The sequence below is a fragment of the Burkholderia sp. BCC1972 genome (genome assembly GCF_905339605.1).
Taxonomy (GTDB): Bacteria; Pseudomonadota; Gammaproteobacteria; order Burkholderiales; family Burkholderiaceae; genus Burkholderia.
This window is the reverse complement of sequence record NZ_CAJPGH010000004.1, coordinates 271,623-286,498: the sequence shown is the minus strand read 5'-3', so window position 1 is coordinate 286,498 and position 14,876 is coordinate 271,623. Positions and strand designations below refer to the sequence as shown.

The window sequence follows — 14,876 nt, the reverse complement described above, 5'->3', positions numbered from 1 at the left end:
GCGAGCGTGACGCGCCGGGCACGCCGCGCTGCGCAGCCGTCCTTGTGTCGAGCTTGATCTACCCGCAACCCGGGAGCGTTTCCCGGCCGGTATCATGTGAGCTTGAGCCGTTGGCTCCCGATGAACCCGCACAGGAGGATCCCGTCGTGCATGCCGGTGAGCGTTTCAACAGCATTACCCATCTCGTCGGCGCGGTGCTATCGGTAGCAGGGCTGGCAACACTGGTGACGATGGGCGCGCTCGAAGGCGACGCCTACAAGGTGGTGAGTTTCAGCGTCTACGGCGCGATGCTCTGCGCGCTTTACGCAATCTCGACGCTGTATCACAGCGTGCGCAATCCGCGCCTGAAAGCGATCCTGCAGAAGTGCGACCACTCGGCGATCTACCTGCTGATCGCCGGCAGCTATACGCCGTTCACGCTCGTCACGCTGCGCGGCCCGTGGGGCTGGTCGCTGTTCGGCGTGAGCTGGGGGCTCGCCGTGTTCGGGATCGTGCAGGAGCTGACGCTCGGGCGCCGCACGCGCTTGCTGTCGATGATCCTGTACGTGCTGATGGGCTGGCTCGCGCTCGTCGCGGTGCGGCCGCTGATCCATGCGCTGCCGCCGATCGGCACCGCGTGGCTGGTGGCCGGCGGCCTGATCTACAGCGCCGGGATCTACTTCTTCATCAACGACGAACGCATCCGTCACGGGCACGGCATCTGGCATCTGTTCGTGCTGGCAGGGAGCCTGTGCCAGTTCGTCAGTGTCGCGATGTACGTTGCGTGAGCGGCGCATCTGCCGCGGCATGCGCTAGCGGCGCGTGGCGGCCGCCTGCAGCTGCGCGGCCGCTTCGCCGGCTGCCGGTGCCGGCCGCGTCGTGATCCACCACGTTGCCGCGGCGAGCGCCGACAGCGCGATCGCCATGACCAGCGCCACCCGCATCGCCACCGGAAACGGCTGCAGCGTCGCGATGCACGCACCGAAGATCGCCACGCCGAGCGCCGAACCGCTCTGCCGCGCCGCGTTCAGTGCCGCCGCCGCCACGCCGGCGCGGCGGCGGTCGATCGTCCCGAGCGCCGGTGACGTCGCGGCCGGCGAAATGAATCCCGATGCGAAGCCGATCGAGAGCATGGGCGCGACGGCGAGCCATGCGGGCGTCGTCGCCCCGATGGCCGTCATCCCGAGCGCGCCGGCCGCATAGAGCCCGAACGCCGCGCACATCGTGCCGCGCGCGCCGAAGCGCGCCACCAGCCGCCCCGAACCCAACCCGCCGAGCGCGACCATCGCGGTCATCGGCAGGAACGCGAGCCCCGTGTCGAGCGGGCTCGCGCCGCGCACCTGCCGATAAAAGAGGCTGAGCACGAACAGCAGGCCGTAGAACACGAACGCCGATGCCATCGACACGAACGTCGATCCCGCGAACAACCGGTTGCGGAAGAAGGCGAGCGGCAGCATCGGCTCGCGGCGCCGTGCTTCGATCGCGATGAACGCGATCCACGCGACGACACTCGTCACGGCACCGCCGACGATCGGCGCCGAGCGCCAGCCGAGCGACGGCCCTTCGATCAGCGTGCCGATCAGCGCGGCGATCGCGACGATGGCGGTGGCCTGGCCGGCCCAGTCGAACTGCCGCGACGTGTCGGCGGCGGTGCGCGCGACCGTGCGGCCGAGCCAGATGCCGGCGAGCCCGAACGGCAGGTTCACGAAGAACAGGCTGCGCCACCCGAATAGATCGATCAGCAGCCCGCCGATCAGCGGACCCGACGCCATCGCGATGCCGCCGCAACCCATCCACAGGCTGATCGCCGATGCGCGTGCGGCCGGTGCGGGGAATGCGCGGTTGATCAGCGCGAGCGAGCAGGGCACCAGCATCGCGCTGCCGACGCCTTGCAACGCGCGAGCGGCGGCGAGTGTCGGGAGGGTCGGCGCGAGGCCGCACAGTGCCGACGCGGCGACGAATACCGCGAGCCCCGCGACATAGACGGTGCGGTCGCCGAGCCGGTCGCCGAGCGTGCCGCCCGTCAGCAGCAGGCTCGCGAACGCGAGCGTGTAAGCGTTCACTATCCATTGCAGGCCAGCGACCTGGCTGCCGAACGTATGCGCGATGTCGGTGAGCGCGACGTTGACGATCGACGCGTCGAGCAGCACGAGCGTGTAGCTCATGCAGGTCGCGGCGAGCACGCGGCGCGCCGCAGCCCTGTTTGGTGCGGCGGCCGTCATGCGTGGCCGCGCGACGGCGTGGCAGCCCGCAGCGCATTGAACCCGACCCATCCCCAGTACACGCGATGATGCGCGATCAGCCCGTCGCGGAGATCCATCACTTCGACGAGATCGACCTGGTCGCCGTCCGGCGTGGCGCGCGGGTATTCCCAGACGAGCTGGCGACCGTTCGAGAAGAACAGCCCGGTCCGGTACCAGCGCCCGAGCTTGTTGTCCGGATTGCGCAGGCCGGCCGCGAAGAATGCGCCGATCGCGGCCTTGCCGTGCAGCACGCCCGAGCCGTGTTCGGGCAGCGTGGCGACGACGAGCGGCGTTTCGAGCACCGCGTCGTCGGCATACAGCGCCATCAGCGCGTCGAGGTCGCGCGCGACGACGGCGGCGTGCCAGTTTTCATGGATGCGCCGGGCGGCGGCGTCGGTCTCTGCGGGTGTCATGGCGGGTGTCCGGAAGCGTCGTTGACGGAAGCCCACTGTATGGGCGCACCGTCGCGTGACGTTTCACGTCGACCCGAAACGTGGATGCAGCGTCGGGCAGGTTGCGCCGTGGCCCGCCCTTATCCGGCCAGCGCGTCGAGATTCAGCGTATACGACTTGCCGATCCACACCGCGCAATCGCGATGGTCGCGCAGTTCGTCGTGCGTATTCGGATGCAGGAAGATGTCGAGCGCGCCGTGGTTCAGCACGAGCCACGGCACGATGTCGTCGAAGCGCGCGGCGTCGAACGCGATCTGGTACGACCATGCCGGATGCGGGCCGACGAGCCGTTCGTGAAAGCGCCCGAGTTCGATGACCGCGCCGAACTTCGCGTCGACGACCTGGCGAAACGCCCAGGCCGCGTCGCGGCTCGCCGCATCGAAATAGACGTGCGCGTGCCAACTGTCGATGGCGGTAATGTCGAGGGCAGCCATGGAGAGACTCGATTAAAAATGAAGAATGCGTGAGAGGCCCTGCGAAACGGCCGATGCGTGATTATCGCGCGTCCTTGCATATTGAGTCGCGTCTCAATCCGGCACGTCGATGCGAGTGATTTGTCCTGCATCAGAAGAATCGGCTGATCCGACGAAATCGCTTCGGCGGCATCCGCGTGCGCGATATTGCGCCGAAAGCCTTGTGCGCAGGCGCGCCCGCCGAAATCGCACCGGCAACACGTCATTTCGGAAATTGAAAAAGCGGGGCGAGCGCCCCACCGGATCGCCGGTAAAAATCCGATCAGATCGTTGAATGAAATAAAGAAATTCCATTTCGAAGGGATCCGCGAATGACGCAACTCGAACGCCGAATGCGCGGCTGAAAATAACAATTGCGGATTCGGCTATTCAAGCGGCATACGGCCCGACATACGATGATTTCAACGCATCGACGCTCGATCGATGCGGGGACAACCATCTGGAGGCCATTATGCGATCCCTCGTTCCCGTTGCCGTTCTTTCCTGCGCACTCGCTGCGCTGCCGGCCGTCAGCTTCGCGCAGTCGATCGGCGTCGCCGACGCCCCGAATCCCGCGCCGTTGACCTGGTCGGCGGCGCGTGCCGAAACCGATGCGCAGCTGATGCAGATGACGCGTGCCGGCTACCGCGCGACGACGGCCGGCAACCAGAACTATCCGCTCGCGATGCAGCGTGCGCTCGAGCGTGTGTACAACCCGGTGCCCGACCGGTGGGCCGACGAGAAGGCCGCGATGGAGGCGCGGGCGGCCCGCGACGCGCAGAGCGGCCATCCGGTGAAGGCGTTCTTCGTGAAAACCGCGTACTACCTGAAGGGCGAGAACACGTTTTGAGGCAGGAGACGAACATGGCATGCCCGAACCGACTGCCCGGCGTGTCGCGTGCGTCGGCGATACGCAAGCTGCCGGAGGCGTGCGCGGCACGGCGGCGCGTCGATGTGCACGGCATGCGACGCCGGGCGAATACCCTGCGCGACGCGGGCCGCGGCGGCGCCATGTGCCGCCGCGCGTGGCCGGGCGCGGCGGGGGATGACGCGTCCGCGAACGAGGTCGCATCATGAAGGCTGCCCGCAAAGGCCGTCGCCATCCGCCGTTGACGCGCGAATGGCTGCTGCCGCTGCCGCCCGCGCATGCCCGTGACATCTCGCTGAAATGCCACATGGCGCTGGTCGCGCTGCGCGGCGAGCACGGCAGCGAAACGCTGCTGATGCGGCTGCGCACGAGCGTGTATCTGGTGTTCCTCGCGCTCGACGATGCGGTTTCTCCCGACGCGACCATCGACCTGTGCGTCGACGCGGAGCGCGTGCTGGACGCAAGCGTGGCGCGAGCCGCGCAAAGCGGTGCCTGGATGCTGCACGACGACGAATGTGCGGTGCTCGAACGCGTGCTCGCCGCCAACGACGCATGCGTGGCGACGCTCACGCGGCATCGGCTGGCCGAGCTGTGGCGTCATGTCTGCACGTTCGCTTCCGCCGAACAGCCGGGGATCGTCGCGCAGGCCGCGGAGAAGATGCGGGCGTCGGCCGTTCTGCATTGAATGGCAGGCCGCAGGACGTGTTTCATACGCGTCCGATTCCATCGCGCGGCCGCGCGCCGTCTAATGACTTGACTGGAACCTGGCGTGGCCGGGTGACGAGGATCCATCCTCGCGTTTGCGACGGTCGTGCGTGTCGACGCGAACGCATTCGTTTTAGTCAGGAGGAGCGATGGCGCTATACAGGAGCGGCGGCTACTTCACATGCGGAAGTGGCCGCGCATTCAGCGAGAATCTGCCGCCGGGCAGCAAGGTGACGGTCGCGGGCATCTATCGATGCACTGTATGCGGCGACGAAATCGGCATCGCGAAATGGCAGGCATTGCCGTCCGAGGACGCGCATCGGCACGATCTCGATCCGCCGTCCGACCCGCTGCTCGATCCGGGGCCGACCGCGTGGCAACTGATCGCCGCGGCTGAGTCGCGAAGCTAGGCATCTGACGTTCGCCCCCGCGCGCAGGCGCGCAAGCGCTGCCCGTCACACGGCGTCCGTCAAAACAAAAAGCGCCACGGAGCGAACTCCGTGGCGCTTCTTCGATGCGAGGCCGCTGCGAAGGCGCAAACCTCCGCGCAGCGCAACGCGTGGCTTAAGCCGCCGTTGCCGGCTTCGCCGGCTTCTGCAGCTTGCCCTTGCCGGCGCGCTGGATTTCCTCGAGCTTGATCTCGACGTGGCGCGAGAACACGTACTCGGCCGGACGCTGCTTCGCGATCGAGATGTCCGGTGCGAACGGGCCGTCGGTCTTGATGCCCTTGCGGCTCACGCGCAGCGCCTTCAGCGGGTTCGAGATGGTGTCCATCACGGCCGTCGCCTCGAAGCCGCAGTGGACCATGCAGTCCGCGCACTTCTCGTAGTTGCCGACGCCGTAGTTGTCCCACTCCGTCGTTTCCATCAGTTCCTTGAAGGTCTTCACATAACCTTCGCCGACCAGGTAGCACGGCTTCTGCCAGCCGAACACCGTACGCGCCGGGTTGCCCCACGGCGTGCACTTGTACGTCTGGTTGCCGGCCAGGAAGTCGAGGAACAGCGACGACTGGCTGAACGACCAGCGCTTGCCGCCTTCGCCGCGCTTCAGGATTTCGCGGAACAGGTTCTTCGTCTTGTCGCGGTTCAGGAAGTGCTGCTGATCCGGCGCGCGCTCATAGGCGTAACCCGGCGACACCGTGATGCCGTCGACGCCGATCGGGCCCAGCGTGTCGAAGAACTTCGCGACGCGCTCCGGCACGGCATCGTTGAACAGCGTGCAGTTGATGTTCACGCGGAAGCCGCGGCGCTTCGCTTCCTTGATTGCCGCGACGGCCTTGTCGTACACGCCTTCCTGCGACACCGAGTGATCGTGCGCTTCCTTGTCGCCGTCGAGGTGGACCGACCAGACGAAATACGGGCTCGGCTCGTAGTCGTCCATCTTCTTTTCCATCAGCAGCGCGTTCGTGCACAGGTACACGAATTTCTTGCGCTTCATGATGCCTTTGACGATTTCCGGCATCTCCTTGTGGAGCAGCGGCTCGCCGCCGGCGATCGACACGACGGGCGCGCCGCACTCGTCGACGGCCTGCAGGCATTCCTCGACGGACAGGCGCTGGTTCAGGATCGGATCCGGATAATCGATCTTGCCGCAGCCGTTGCACGCGAGGTTGCAGCGGAACAGCGGCTCGAGCATCAGCGCGAGCGGATAGCGTTTGTTGCCGGACAGGTGCTGGCGCACGATGTAGGCGCCGACACGGACTTGCTGGAGCAGCGGAATAGACAAGGGATGTCCTCCTTAAACTTCGCGGGCGACAGCTTGCGTGAGCTTCGCCGGCAGCTTGAATTCGACTTTTTCTTCACGGCCCGCCATCGTCGCGACATCGACGGGCCCCAGTGCGCGCAGCGCGCCAATTACATCCTCGACCATCTCTTCGGGCGCCGACGCGCCGGCCGTCAGGCCGACCGTCTGCACACCCGTGAACCATTCGGCCTTCACTTCCGAGCCGTCGGCGACGAGATAGCTCGGCACACCGCTTTCGGTGCCGATCTCGCGCAGGCGGTTCGAGTTCGAACTGTTCGTCGCACCGACGACGAGCAGCACGTCAACCTGTTCGCTCAGCTCGCGCACGGCGGCCTGGCGATTTTGCGTCGCGTAGCAGATGTCGCGCGTGTCCGGGCCGACGATGTCGGTGAACCGGCGCTGCAGCGCTTCGATGATGCCGCGCGTATCGTCGACCGACAGCGTGGTCTGCGTGATGTACGCAACCGGCGTGTCGACGGGCAGCGTCAGCGTATCGACTTCGGCTTCGCTCTGCACGAGGATCACCTCGGCCGGAATCTGGCCGATCGTACCCTCGACTTCCGGGTGGCCCGCGTGGCCGATCAGGATCAGCCGGCGGCCGGCCCCGACATACTGGCGGCCCTGCACGTGCACCTTCGTGACGAGCGGACACGTCGCATCGAGCACGTCGAGCCCGCGCGTTTCCGCGTCGCGCTCCACCGTCTGGGCGACACCGTGCGCGCTGAAGATCGCGACAGCGCCGTGCGGCACCTCGTCGAGCTCCTCAACGAATCGTGCCCCTTTATTACGCAGATTTTCTACGACGTGCCGGTTATGCACGATTTCATGGCGTACATAAACCGGCGCACCGTGCTGCTGCAGCGCGCGATCGACGATCTCGATCGCACGGACAACCCCCGCACAAAAGCCGCGGGGCTGGGCAAGGATGACTCGCATAGGTGAGCGAACTCCGACGACAGACGCCGGGGTTCGAGAGCTGGCACTCGCTTGCTCGCCCCGGCTTGATGTTATGAAGGCAGGAACGAACCGGCCGGCCAGGCCCCGGAACCCCGAATTAATCGCGCATTTTAACCCTATCGCGCCGTCCGTGCTTTGGTGCTGTGCCGGCACTGTTGCAATTGCGGGAGAGCCGCGTCGGCGCTGGCGCGCGCGGAACCCGGTAAACTGCGCGGTTTCGCGGGCGGCCGCTCCGGCTGCCCGGCGTCGCGCTCATTTCAAGGCCATTCGATGACCGTCGATTCTTACGCGTATTGCCCGGCCGCCCCTGCGGTTTCGGGTGTTTTGTTCCAGACCCCAATTAAGCCCGGGCGAGCCGGCACCCGGCAGGAGGCATGCCGATGATGCTGGTGATCGCTTTCCTGGGGTCCGGCCTGTCGCTGGTGATCTGGCTCGTGCTGCTCGTCGCGCGCGGCGGCTTCTGGCGTGCGCAGCCCGCGCGGCCGCTGCCGCCCGAGGCACGCGGGGCGGCGGCCGAGGCCGGCTGGCCGGCCGTCGTCGCGGTCGTGCCGGCGCGTAACGAAGCCGACGTGATCGCCCGCGCGGCGACTTCGCTGCTCGAGCAGGACTACCCGGGCGAATTTCATCTGATCATCGTCGACGACCACAGCGACGACGGCACCGCCGATGCGGCCCGCGCGGCCGCGCTCGCGATCAACCGCGCCGACCGGCTGACGGTGCTGGGCGCGAAGCCGCTGCCGGCCGGCTGGTCGGGCAAGGTGTGGGCGCAGTCGCAGGGGATCGCCGCGGTGCAGACGCTCGGCCTGCCGGCCGACTACCTGCTGCTGACGGATGCCGACATCGGCCATCCGCCCGACGCCGTCGCGCAGCTGGTCACGCGCGCGCAGGCCGAGAACCGCGATCTCGTGTCGCTGATGGTGCGGCTGCGTTGCGATTCGTTCTGGGAAAAGGCGCTGATCCCGGCGTTCGTGTTCTTCTTCGCGAAGCTGTACCCGTTCTCGTGGATCAACAACCCGCGCAACCGCACGGCCGGCGCCGCCGGCGGCTGCATGCTCGTGAAGCGCACGGCGCTCGAGGAAGCGGGCGGCATCGAGTCGATCCGCGGCGCGCTGATCGACGATTGCAGCCTGGCCGCGCAGATCAAGCATCGCGGCAGCGGCCGCCATCCGATCCGGCTCGACCTCGCCGACCGCAGCGTGTCGCTGCGCCCGTACGACAGCTGGCGCGACATCTGGAACATGATCGCGCGCACCGCGTTCACGCAGCTGCACTATTCGCCGCTGCTGCTGGCCGGCACGCTGCTCGGGATGACGATCATCTACCTCGTGCCGCCCGTCGCGGCGCTCGCGTACGGCGCGCGTGCATGGCCGGCCTGGCTCGCGTGGGCGTCGATGTGCGCCGCGTATGCGCCGATGCTGCGCTACTACCGTCGCTCGCCGCTGTGGGCGCCCGCGCTGCCGCTCGTCGCGCTCTTCTACGTGGGCGCGACGTTCGCTTCGGCGTGGCGCTACTGGCGCGGCAAGGGCGGCCAGTGGAAGGCGCGCGTGCAGGCGCCGGTGGATCGCTGAGTATTGATTGCCCGGGAGGTACGTCTCCCGGCAGCCCGAAAGCAAACAGCCCGATCGGTGCGAACCGGTCGGGCTGTGTCGTTTTCGGCGGGGCCGCCGACGGTGCGCGTGCTTACCGCTGGGTCAGCATCATGTACATCTGGACCACGACGTCCGGCGAGAACGTGAACGGCACCCAGCCGTAGCCGGTGTGGCGCGCGACCAGCAGGCGGTCGCCGTTCGACTGCTTCTGCACGGCCATCATCGGGTTCTTCGTCGTCACGAAACGCCAGCCGGCCGGGATGCCGGGCGGCGGCTCCGGCTGCATCGACGCGCGTGCGTGCGCGAGCTCCTCGATCAGCTGGCCCAGTTGCTCCGGATGCAGCGTGATCGACTGGCCGTTGACGGTCAGCGTGAGTTCGTTCTGGGACGGGCGCGCGACGTGCAGCGTCGCCTTGTCGGCCGGGGCGGGCGCGGCCTCGACTTCGACCGCGGGTTCGGCTTGCGCCGCCGGGACGATCGCAGTACCGGCTGCAGCCGCAGCGGTAACGTCGGCCGTTTCTGCCTCAAGCGCTGCAACTGCGCTCGCGACCGGTTCAGCCGCCGGCGTATCCGCCGGTGCCGCTTCGACGTCTTCGGCCGCAGCGGCCGCAACGGCCGGGGCGGCAACCGCGTGCGTCGCGGCTTCCTTGACGACGGCCTCGACCAGCGCCTCCGCGTCGGCGATGGCCTTCGCGTGGTGCTGCGCGGCCGCTTCGGCCTGCGCGATCGCTTCGGTATGGCGCTGCGTGACGGCCTCGGCCTCGGCGGTCGCCTGCGCGTGACGTTGCGCGGCGGCTTCGGCCTGCGCGATCGCTGCCGCGTGGCGCTGCGTGACGGCTTCGGCCTCGGCGGCCGCTTCGGCGTGACGCTGCGCGGCAGCCTCGGCTTCGGCGATCGCCTGCGCGTGACGCTGCGCGAGTGCTTCGGCCTCGGCGATCGCAGCCGTATGGCGTCGTGCGGCAGCTTCGGCCTCGGTCGTCGCTTCCACGTGGCGCTTCGCGGCGGCTTCGGCTTCGACCGTCGCGGCCGCATGGCGTTGTGCGGCCGCATCGGCTTCGGTCGCGGCGGCGTGATGACGCTGCGCGGCGGCCTCGGCTTCGGCGATCGCGGCCGCGTGGCGCTGCGACGCGGCTTCGGCATCCGCGTGACGCTGCGCGAGCGCTTCGGTCAGCGCGGTGGCTTCCGCATGGCGCTGCACGGCCGCCTCGGCTTGCGCGGCGGCATCGGTGTGACGTTGGGCGGCAGCTTCGGCGGTGGCGGTCGCGGCGGCGTGGCGTTGCTGCGCGGCTTCGGCGTCGGCAGCAGCGGCCGTGTGGCGCTGCGCGGCAGCCTGCGCCTCGGTTTCCGCGGCGGCGTGACGCTCGGCCGCGGCCTGGGCTTCCGCCGCGGCGGCGCGCGCGAAGGCTTCCGCGCTGCGTGCCGCCTGCTGGGCGGCGTGGTGATCGTGGAGGAGCTGATCGACGCCCGTGGCGAGCGAAGCGATCTGATCGTTCAGGTTCATGCGTGTCTTCTCTGCGTAAGACCCGCGATTTTAACCGCTGCGCCGGTGCCGGTCCGCGCGGGACGTGTAACAAAATGCGCAAAGCGGCGCGAGGCGCGCCGCTTTGTGTTACTTCAGGTAGCCCGCCGAGCCGAACCAGTCGAGCGCATCGCGCAGCCCTTCGCGGTATGGACGCGCACGGTAGCCGAGCTCGCGCTCGGCCTTCGCGGACGTGAAATACATCTTGTTCTTCGACATCCGCAGCCCGTCCACGGTGACGAACGGTTCCTTCTTCGTGAACTTCGCGACCGCTTCGGCGCCGACCGCGAGCGGGTACAGCGGCCAGCGCGGCAGCGCGATCGTCGGCGCCTTGCGGCCCGTCATCTGCGCGATGTCGGCGAGCATCTGCTGCAGCGGCAGGTTCTCGCCGCCGAGGATGTAGCGCTCGCCGATCCGGCCGCGCTCGAGCGCGAGGAAGTGGCCGTGCGCGACGTCGTCGACGTGCACGAGGTTGAGCCCCGTATCGACGAACGCGGGAATCTTGCCGAGCGCGGCTTCGACGATGATGCGGCCGGTCGGCGTCGGCTTCACGTCGCGCGGGCCGATCGGCGTCGACGGATTGACGATCACGGCCGGCAGCCCTTCGTCGGCGATCATCCGCTCGACCGCGCGCTCCGCGAGCACCTTGCTGCGCTTGTACACGCCGATCGCCTGCTCGGCCGTGAGCGGCCGGTTCTCGTCGGACGGGTCGCCGGCGCTTGTCACCTTCAGCGTCGCGACGCTGCTCGTGTAGACGATCCGCTCGACGCCCTCCGCGCGGGCCGCGCGCATCGTCGCGACGGCCCCCTCGAGGTTCGCGCGCTCGATTTCGTCGGGATCGGGCGCCCACAGCCGGTAGTCGGCCGCGACGTGCAGCAGGTAGCGCACGCCGCGCAGCGCGGCGCGCATCGACGCCTCGTCGCGCATGTCGCCGGTGACGATCTCGGCATCGAGATCCGCGACGTTCGTGCGCAGGCTGGTCGGGCGCACGAGCACGCGCACCGCATAGCCTTTCTGCTGCGCAATGCGTGCGACGGCCGAGCCGACGAAACCGGACGCGCCGGTGACGAGAACGAGATCGCGGGAGGTATCAGTCATGCGTTTCCTTCAGGGCCGCGCGCGGGCGGCGCGGCGGTTGGGCATCGGCGAGATTGTACGTGGTCGGCGCGCGCGGCGACGCCTGGCCGGCGCGTGTGCGAAGCGGCCGACGCGACTACAATGCCGGGCTTGAATGCAACGGGAGGGCGACGCGATGAGCCGCAATGAACTGGACGAACGGATCGAGACCTACTATGTGCGGGTGCGCGGCGTCGTGCAGGGCGTCGGTTTCCGTCATGCGACGGTGCGCGAGGCGCATGCGCTGAAACTGCGCGGCTGGGTCGCGAATCTCGAGGACGGCACCGTCGAGGCGATGATCCAGGGCCCCGGCGCGCAGATCGACCGGATGCTCGCATGGCTGCGTCACGGGCCGCCGGCCGCGCGCGTGACCGAGGTGACGTTCGAGGAACGCCAGACCGCAAGACGCTTCGAGCGTTTCCAGCAGCAGTAAGAGGCACACAACAATCATGACGGGGTATCCGGAAGCCGGGCGCGGCCTCATGCTGTCGGTGATGGCGTCGACGCTGTTCGCGCTGATGTCGGCTTACGCGAAACTGCTCGCGCCGCTCACGGGGCTCGACATCTTCGCGTGGCGCGTATTGTGGACCGCACCGGGCGCATTCGCGCTGATCGCACTGCGCGGCCGCTGGCCGTCGCTCGTCGAGCTCGCGCGGCGCACCGCGCGCGACTGGCGCCTGCTGATCGCGCTTCCGGTGAGCGCGGCGCTGCTCGGCGTGCAGCTGTGGCTGTTCCTGTGGGCGCCGCTGCACGGCCGCATGCTCGAAGTGTCGCTCGGCTATTTCCTGCTGCCGCTGACGATGGTGATCGTCGGCCGCTTCTACTATCACGAACGGCTCGACCCGCTGCAATGGGCGGCGGTCGCGTGCGCCGCGCTCGGCGTCGCGCACGAAGTGTGGGCGACGCGCGCGTTCGCGTGGCCGACACTCGTCGTCGCGCTCGGCTATCCGCCGTATTTCGTGCTGCGCCGGCGGATCAACGCCGATTCGCTGGCCGCGTTCGCGATCGAGATCGCGCTGCTGGGCCCGGTCGCGTTCGCGATGGTCGCGACGAGCACGACTCGCGTCGCAACGCATCCGGTGCTGTGGGCGGTGCTGCTGCCGGGGCTCGGCATCCTCAGCACGCTCGCGCTCGCGAGCTACCTGAAGGCGAGCCGGATGCTGCCGATGGCACTGTTCGGGATCCTCGGCTACGTCGAACCCGTGCTGCTCGTCGCGGTGTCGCTGCTGCTGCTCGGCGAGACGCTGAGCGTCGCGAAGCTCGCGACGTACGGGCCGATCTGGGTCGCCGTCGCGCTCACTGCGTGGCACAGCGCAATGCTGATGCGGCGTCTGCCCGCACGCGGATAAGCGTCGATCGCGATGCCGGGGCCGCACGGAACGTGCCGCGCCTCGCCGATCGATCGACGATCGAACGGGAATCGTTCGGCGGTCGAATGCGACGATGCTGACCGCGAACTGGCGTCGCGCTGACGTGAATCTGGCGACGCCGACCGCCTTGCCCCACAAGGCTCGCGCGTGTAATCGAAGAGAAGATTCGGTTGCACTTTGTTACTTAGGGTCTCCCCTGATCGGCCATTAGACTGGTCTGAACGACTTCCCTTCGTATGCAGCTTTTCAATGAACGGTCATCTCCGTGCCTGGCCAGCCGGGTTGGCGCGATGCGAGCATACGCGCATCGCCGCTGATCGCGCTCGCCTTCTCCTTTCCGATCCCTTCCCCGGTGCGTGCCGCACCGCCGTCGTGCAGGTGCGCTCATGTCGTTGAGCCCGCCGCCTCCCGCCACGGTCCAGCCGCCACGCAGCGGCCGCCTGATCGAAATCGACTTCTTCCGCGGGCTCGTGCTGTTGATGATCGTCGTCGATCACATCGGCGCGAGCGTGCTGTCGCGCGTGACGCTGCACGCGTTCGCGCTGTGCGATGCGGCCGAGGTGTTCGTGTTTCTCGGCGGCTTCGCGACCGCGAGCGCGTACGGCGCGATCGCCGAGCGGCACGGCGCGCGCGCGGCGCAGGCGCGGTTCGTGCGCCGCGCGATGCAGATCTACCGCGCGTTTCTCGCGACGTCGACGCTGATGCTGGTCGTGTCGGCCGTGCTCGACCACTACGGGATCGATGCGCCGAACCTCTCGCTCGACGACGTCAGCGTGATGCTTGCGTCGCCGCTCACGGGCCTGGCCGAATTGCTGACGTTCCAGCGCCAGCCGTATCTCGCGTCGGTGCTGCCGATGTACGTGCTGTTCGCGCTCGCGTCACCGGTGCTCGTGCCGTTCGCACGCCGCCATCCGTGGCTGCTCGTCGCGTTCAGCGTCGCATCGTGGATCGCGGCCGGCTGGCTCGGCCCCGAGCTGCTGGACACCGACGGCTTTCGCTGGAGCTTCAACCCGTTCGCCTGGCAGCTGATGTTCGTCGCCGGCGTGCTGGCGCGCTGCCAGCCGTTTTACCGGCACGTCGCGCTCGGGCGCTGGGGCGCGGCGGCGACCGGGCTCGCGTGCGCGGTCGTGCTCGGTTGCGCGAGCTACAAGCTGTTCTCGGGGTTGCCGCTGCCGGAAGGCGTGTTCAAGCGCGACCTCGCGCTGCCGCGCGTCGTGAGCTTCGCGGCCGTCGCATGGCTGATGGCCGATTGCGTGCGCTTCGGCTGGATCGCGCGGATCGCACAGGGTGTGCGGCCCGTCGTGGCGGTCGGCCAGCGCGGGCTGATCTGCTTCGTGGCAGGCGCGGCGATTTCGCTCGTCATCGATTCGCTGCTGCATCCGGTCGTGCGCAGCGCCGACCTGCGGCAGGTCGGCGTGGGCCTCGTGGCCGACGCGTGCGCGCTCGGGCTGATGATGGCCGTGGCCGGTTCGGGAACGTGGATCGCGCGGTGGCGCAGTGCGGCCGCGTAGGCGGCGCGGGAGGTGGCGCGTGCGGCACGGCATGCGCCGCGCGGCGTCAGTGAGGTGAGTCGATACGGGAGCGGGGCACGACGGTTGCGTCGTCGGGTTCGGTGTCGTCGCGTTCGTCCTGCGCGGGATCGTCGCGTTCCGCGAGTACCGCGTCGGCTTCGGCTGCGGCCCGGGCGGCGCGCATCGCGGTGCAGCGCTGAGCGTGCCGGATGTCCGACAGTATTCTCAGCAGCCGCGTGGTCTTGCTTTTCATGGGTTTCTCCCGCCAGGCGCATCGCGGGAAGCGGATGCGCGTCCTGCAACCAGTGTAGGACGCGTTCGCGTGCCTGGCGGGAGAATGTGGCGTGCAGGCCGCACGCCAAGGGATAGTAC

General features: G+C 68.4%; 17 protein-coding genes. 8 read left to right on the top strand and 9 right to left on the bottom strand.

The window, feature by feature from the left end; translation table 11 throughout:
• Positions 1-146 precede the first annotated feature (146 nt).
• Positions 147-767: a PAQR family membrane homeostasis protein TrhA gene (gene trhA, locus U5798_RS08970; protein ID WP_124450852.1), complete on the top strand. Its 621-nt coding sequence runs from the start codon at positions 147-149 to the stop codon at positions 765-767.
• Between the two features lie 24 nt (positions 768-791).
• Here the strand turns inward: trhA and U5798_RS08965 are convergent, their stop codons facing one another.
• The 4 genes from U5798_RS08965 to U5798_RS08950 all read right to left on the bottom strand — a co-directional run bounded on the left by U5798_RS08965 (position 792) and on the right by U5798_RS08950 (position 3,441).
• Positions 792-2,144: an MFS transporter gene (locus U5798_RS08965; RefSeq protein ID WP_322081832.1), complete on the bottom strand. Its 1,353-nt coding sequence runs from the start codon at positions 2,142-2,144 to the stop codon at positions 792-794.
• Positions 2,145-2,197: 53 nt separating this feature from the next.
• Positions 2,198-2,635, bottom strand: coding sequence for a nuclear transport factor 2 family protein (locus U5798_RS08960; RefSeq protein ID WP_322081831.1), 438 nt, complete (start codon positions 2,633-2,635; stop codon positions 2,198-2,200).
• A gap of 119 nt (positions 2,636-2,754) precedes the next feature.
• Complete coding sequence (locus U5798_RS08955) at positions 2,755-3,108, bottom strand: DOPA 4,5-dioxygenase family protein (protein ID WP_322081830.1); 354 nt, start codon at positions 3,106-3,108, stop codon at positions 2,755-2,757.
• Between the two features lie 93 nt (positions 3,109-3,201).
• Positions 3,202-3,441, bottom strand: coding sequence for a hypothetical protein (locus U5798_RS08950; RefSeq protein WP_322081829.1), 240 nt, complete (start codon positions 3,439-3,441; stop codon positions 3,202-3,204).
• 157 nt (positions 3,442-3,598) lie between these two features.
• Between U5798_RS08950 and U5798_RS08945 the strand changes: the two genes are divergently transcribed.
• The 3 genes from U5798_RS08945 (at position 3,599) to U5798_RS08935 (ending at position 5,109) form a co-directional block, all read left to right on the top strand.
• On the top strand, positions 3,599-3,976 hold the full coding sequence (locus U5798_RS08945) for a hypothetical protein (RefSeq protein WP_322081828.1): 378 nt from the start codon (positions 3,599-3,601) through the stop codon (positions 3,974-3,976).
• A 223-nt stretch (positions 3,977-4,199) separates the two neighbouring features.
• Positions 4,200-4,679, top strand: coding sequence for a hypothetical protein (locus tag U5798_RS08940; protein ID WP_124450866.1), 480 nt, complete (start codon positions 4,200-4,202; stop codon positions 4,677-4,679).
• A gap of 169 nt (positions 4,680-4,848) precedes the next feature.
• Positions 4,849-5,109 carry a hypothetical protein gene (locus U5798_RS08935; RefSeq protein WP_322081827.1) on the top strand — a complete coding sequence of 87 codons (261 nt, stop codon included), beginning with the start codon at positions 4,849-4,851 and terminating at the stop codon, positions 5,107-5,109.
• Positions 5,110-5,263: 154 nt separating this feature from the next.
• Here U5798_RS08935 and hpnH read toward each other — a convergent pair whose 3' ends face one another.
• Both hpnH and ispH read right to left on the bottom strand, forming a co-directional pair.
• On the bottom strand, positions 5,264-6,424 hold the full coding sequence (gene hpnH, locus U5798_RS08930) for an adenosyl-hopene transferase HpnH (protein ID WP_069749367.1): 1,161 nt from the start codon (positions 6,422-6,424) through the stop codon (positions 5,264-5,266).
• Between the two features lie 12 nt (positions 6,425-6,436).
• Positions 6,437-7,378, bottom strand: a complete 942-nt coding sequence (gene ispH, locus U5798_RS08925) for a 4-hydroxy-3-methylbut-2-enyl diphosphate reductase (RefSeq protein ID WP_124450870.1) — start codon at positions 7,376-7,378, stop codon at positions 6,437-6,439.
• Positions 7,379-7,779: 401 nt separating this feature from the next.
• On the opposite strand from ispH, the gene U5798_RS08920 reads away from it, so the two are divergent.
• Entirely contained in the window at positions 7,780-8,967 is a 1,188-nt protein-coding gene (locus U5798_RS08920; RefSeq protein WP_322081826.1) for a glycosyltransferase, read from the top strand.
• Positions 8,968-9,079: 112 nt separating this feature from the next.
• Here the strand turns inward: U5798_RS08920 and U5798_RS08915 are convergent, their stop codons facing one another.
• Together U5798_RS08915 and hpnA are read right to left on the bottom strand one after the other, a co-directional pair.
• The gene (locus tag U5798_RS08915; protein ID WP_322081825.1) at positions 9,080-10,489 is read right to left on the bottom strand and encodes a phage tail protein; all 1,410 of its coding nucleotides are present in this window, start codon (positions 10,487-10,489) and stop codon (positions 9,080-9,082) included.
• A gap of 108 nt (positions 10,490-10,597) precedes the next feature.
• A complete protein-coding gene (hpnA, locus tag U5798_RS08910) occupies positions 10,598-11,605 on the bottom strand; it encodes a hopanoid-associated sugar epimerase (RefSeq protein WP_226223478.1) in 1,008 nt (335 codons plus the stop codon).
• Between the two features lie 154 nt (positions 11,606-11,759).
• Here hpnA and U5798_RS08905 point away from each other — a divergent pair, with 154 nt between their 5' ends.
• The 3 genes from U5798_RS08905 (at position 11,760) to U5798_RS08895 (ending at position 14,504) form a co-directional block, all read left to right on the top strand.
• A complete protein-coding gene (locus tag U5798_RS08905; RefSeq protein WP_322081824.1) occupies positions 11,760-12,056 on the top strand; it encodes an acylphosphatase in 297 nt (98 codons plus the stop codon).
• A 16-nt stretch (positions 12,057-12,072) separates the two neighbouring features.
• Positions 12,073-12,972 carry an EamA family transporter RarD gene (rarD, locus tag U5798_RS08900; RefSeq protein ID WP_322081823.1) on the top strand — a complete coding sequence of 300 codons (900 nt, stop codon included), beginning with the start codon at positions 12,073-12,075 and terminating at the stop codon, positions 12,970-12,972.
• 407 nt (positions 12,973-13,379) lie between these two features.
• Positions 13,380-14,504, top strand: coding sequence for an OpgC domain-containing protein (locus U5798_RS08895; RefSeq protein ID WP_124450880.1), 1,125 nt, complete (start codon positions 13,380-13,382; stop codon positions 14,502-14,504).
• Positions 14,505-14,550: 46 nt separating this feature from the next.
• On the opposite strand, the gene U5798_RS08890 is transcribed toward U5798_RS08895, so the two are convergent.
• Positions 14,551-14,757, bottom strand: a complete 207-nt coding sequence (locus tag U5798_RS08890) for a hypothetical protein (protein ID WP_124450882.1) — start codon at positions 14,755-14,757, stop codon at positions 14,551-14,553.
• Positions 14,758-14,876: the final 119 nt, after the last annotated feature.

Coding starts and splice junctions, on each gene's coding strand:
- hpnA (WP_226223478.1), bottom strand. CDS start 11,605: ATGACTGATACCTCCCGCGATCTCGTTCTCGTCACCGGCGCGTCCGGT.
- U5798_RS08890 (WP_124450882.1), bottom strand. CDS start 14,757: ATGAAAAGCAAGACCACGCGGCTGCTGAGAATACTGTCGGACATCCGG.
- rarD (WP_322081823.1), top strand. CDS start 12,073: ATGACGGGGTATCCGGAAGCCGGGCGCGGCCTCATGCTGTCGGTGATG.
- U5798_RS08905 (WP_322081824.1), top strand. CDS start 11,760: ATGAGCCGCAATGAACTGGACGAACGGATCGAGACCTACTATGTGCGG.
- U5798_RS08965 (WP_322081832.1), bottom strand. CDS start 2,144: ATGAGCTACACGCTCGTGCTGCTCGACGCGTCGATCGTCAACGTCGCG.
- U5798_RS08915 (WP_322081825.1), bottom strand. CDS start 10,489: ATGAACCTGAACGATCAGATCGCTTCGCTCGCCACGGGCGTCGATCAG.
- U5798_RS08940 (WP_124450866.1), top strand. CDS start 4,200: ATGAAGGCTGCCCGCAAAGGCCGTCGCCATCCGCCGTTGACGCGCGAA.
- U5798_RS08960 (WP_322081831.1), bottom strand. CDS start 2,635: ATGACACCCGCAGAGACCGACGCCGCCGCCCGGCGCATCCATGAAAAC.
- U5798_RS08935 (WP_322081827.1), top strand. CDS start 4,849: ATGGCGCTATACAGGAGCGGCGGCTACTTCACATGCGGAAGTGGCCGC.
- U5798_RS08920 (WP_322081826.1), top strand. CDS start 7,780: ATGATGCTGGTGATCGCTTTCCTGGGGTCCGGCCTGTCGCTGGTGATC.
- U5798_RS08950 (WP_322081829.1), bottom strand. CDS start 3,441: ATGGAATTTCTTTATTTCATTCAACGATCTGATCGGATTTTTACCGGC.
- U5798_RS08945 (WP_322081828.1), top strand. CDS start 3,599: ATGCGATCCCTCGTTCCCGTTGCCGTTCTTTCCTGCGCACTCGCTGCG.
- U5798_RS08955 (WP_322081830.1), bottom strand. CDS start 3,108: ATGGCTGCCCTCGACATTACCGCCATCGACAGTTGGCACGCGCACGTC.
- ispH (WP_124450870.1), bottom strand. CDS start 7,378: ATGCGAGTCATCCTTGCCCAGCCCCGCGGCTTTTGTGCGGGGGTTGTC.
- U5798_RS08895 (WP_124450880.1), top strand. CDS start 13,380: ATGTCGTTGAGCCCGCCGCCTCCCGCCACGGTCCAGCCGCCACGCAGC.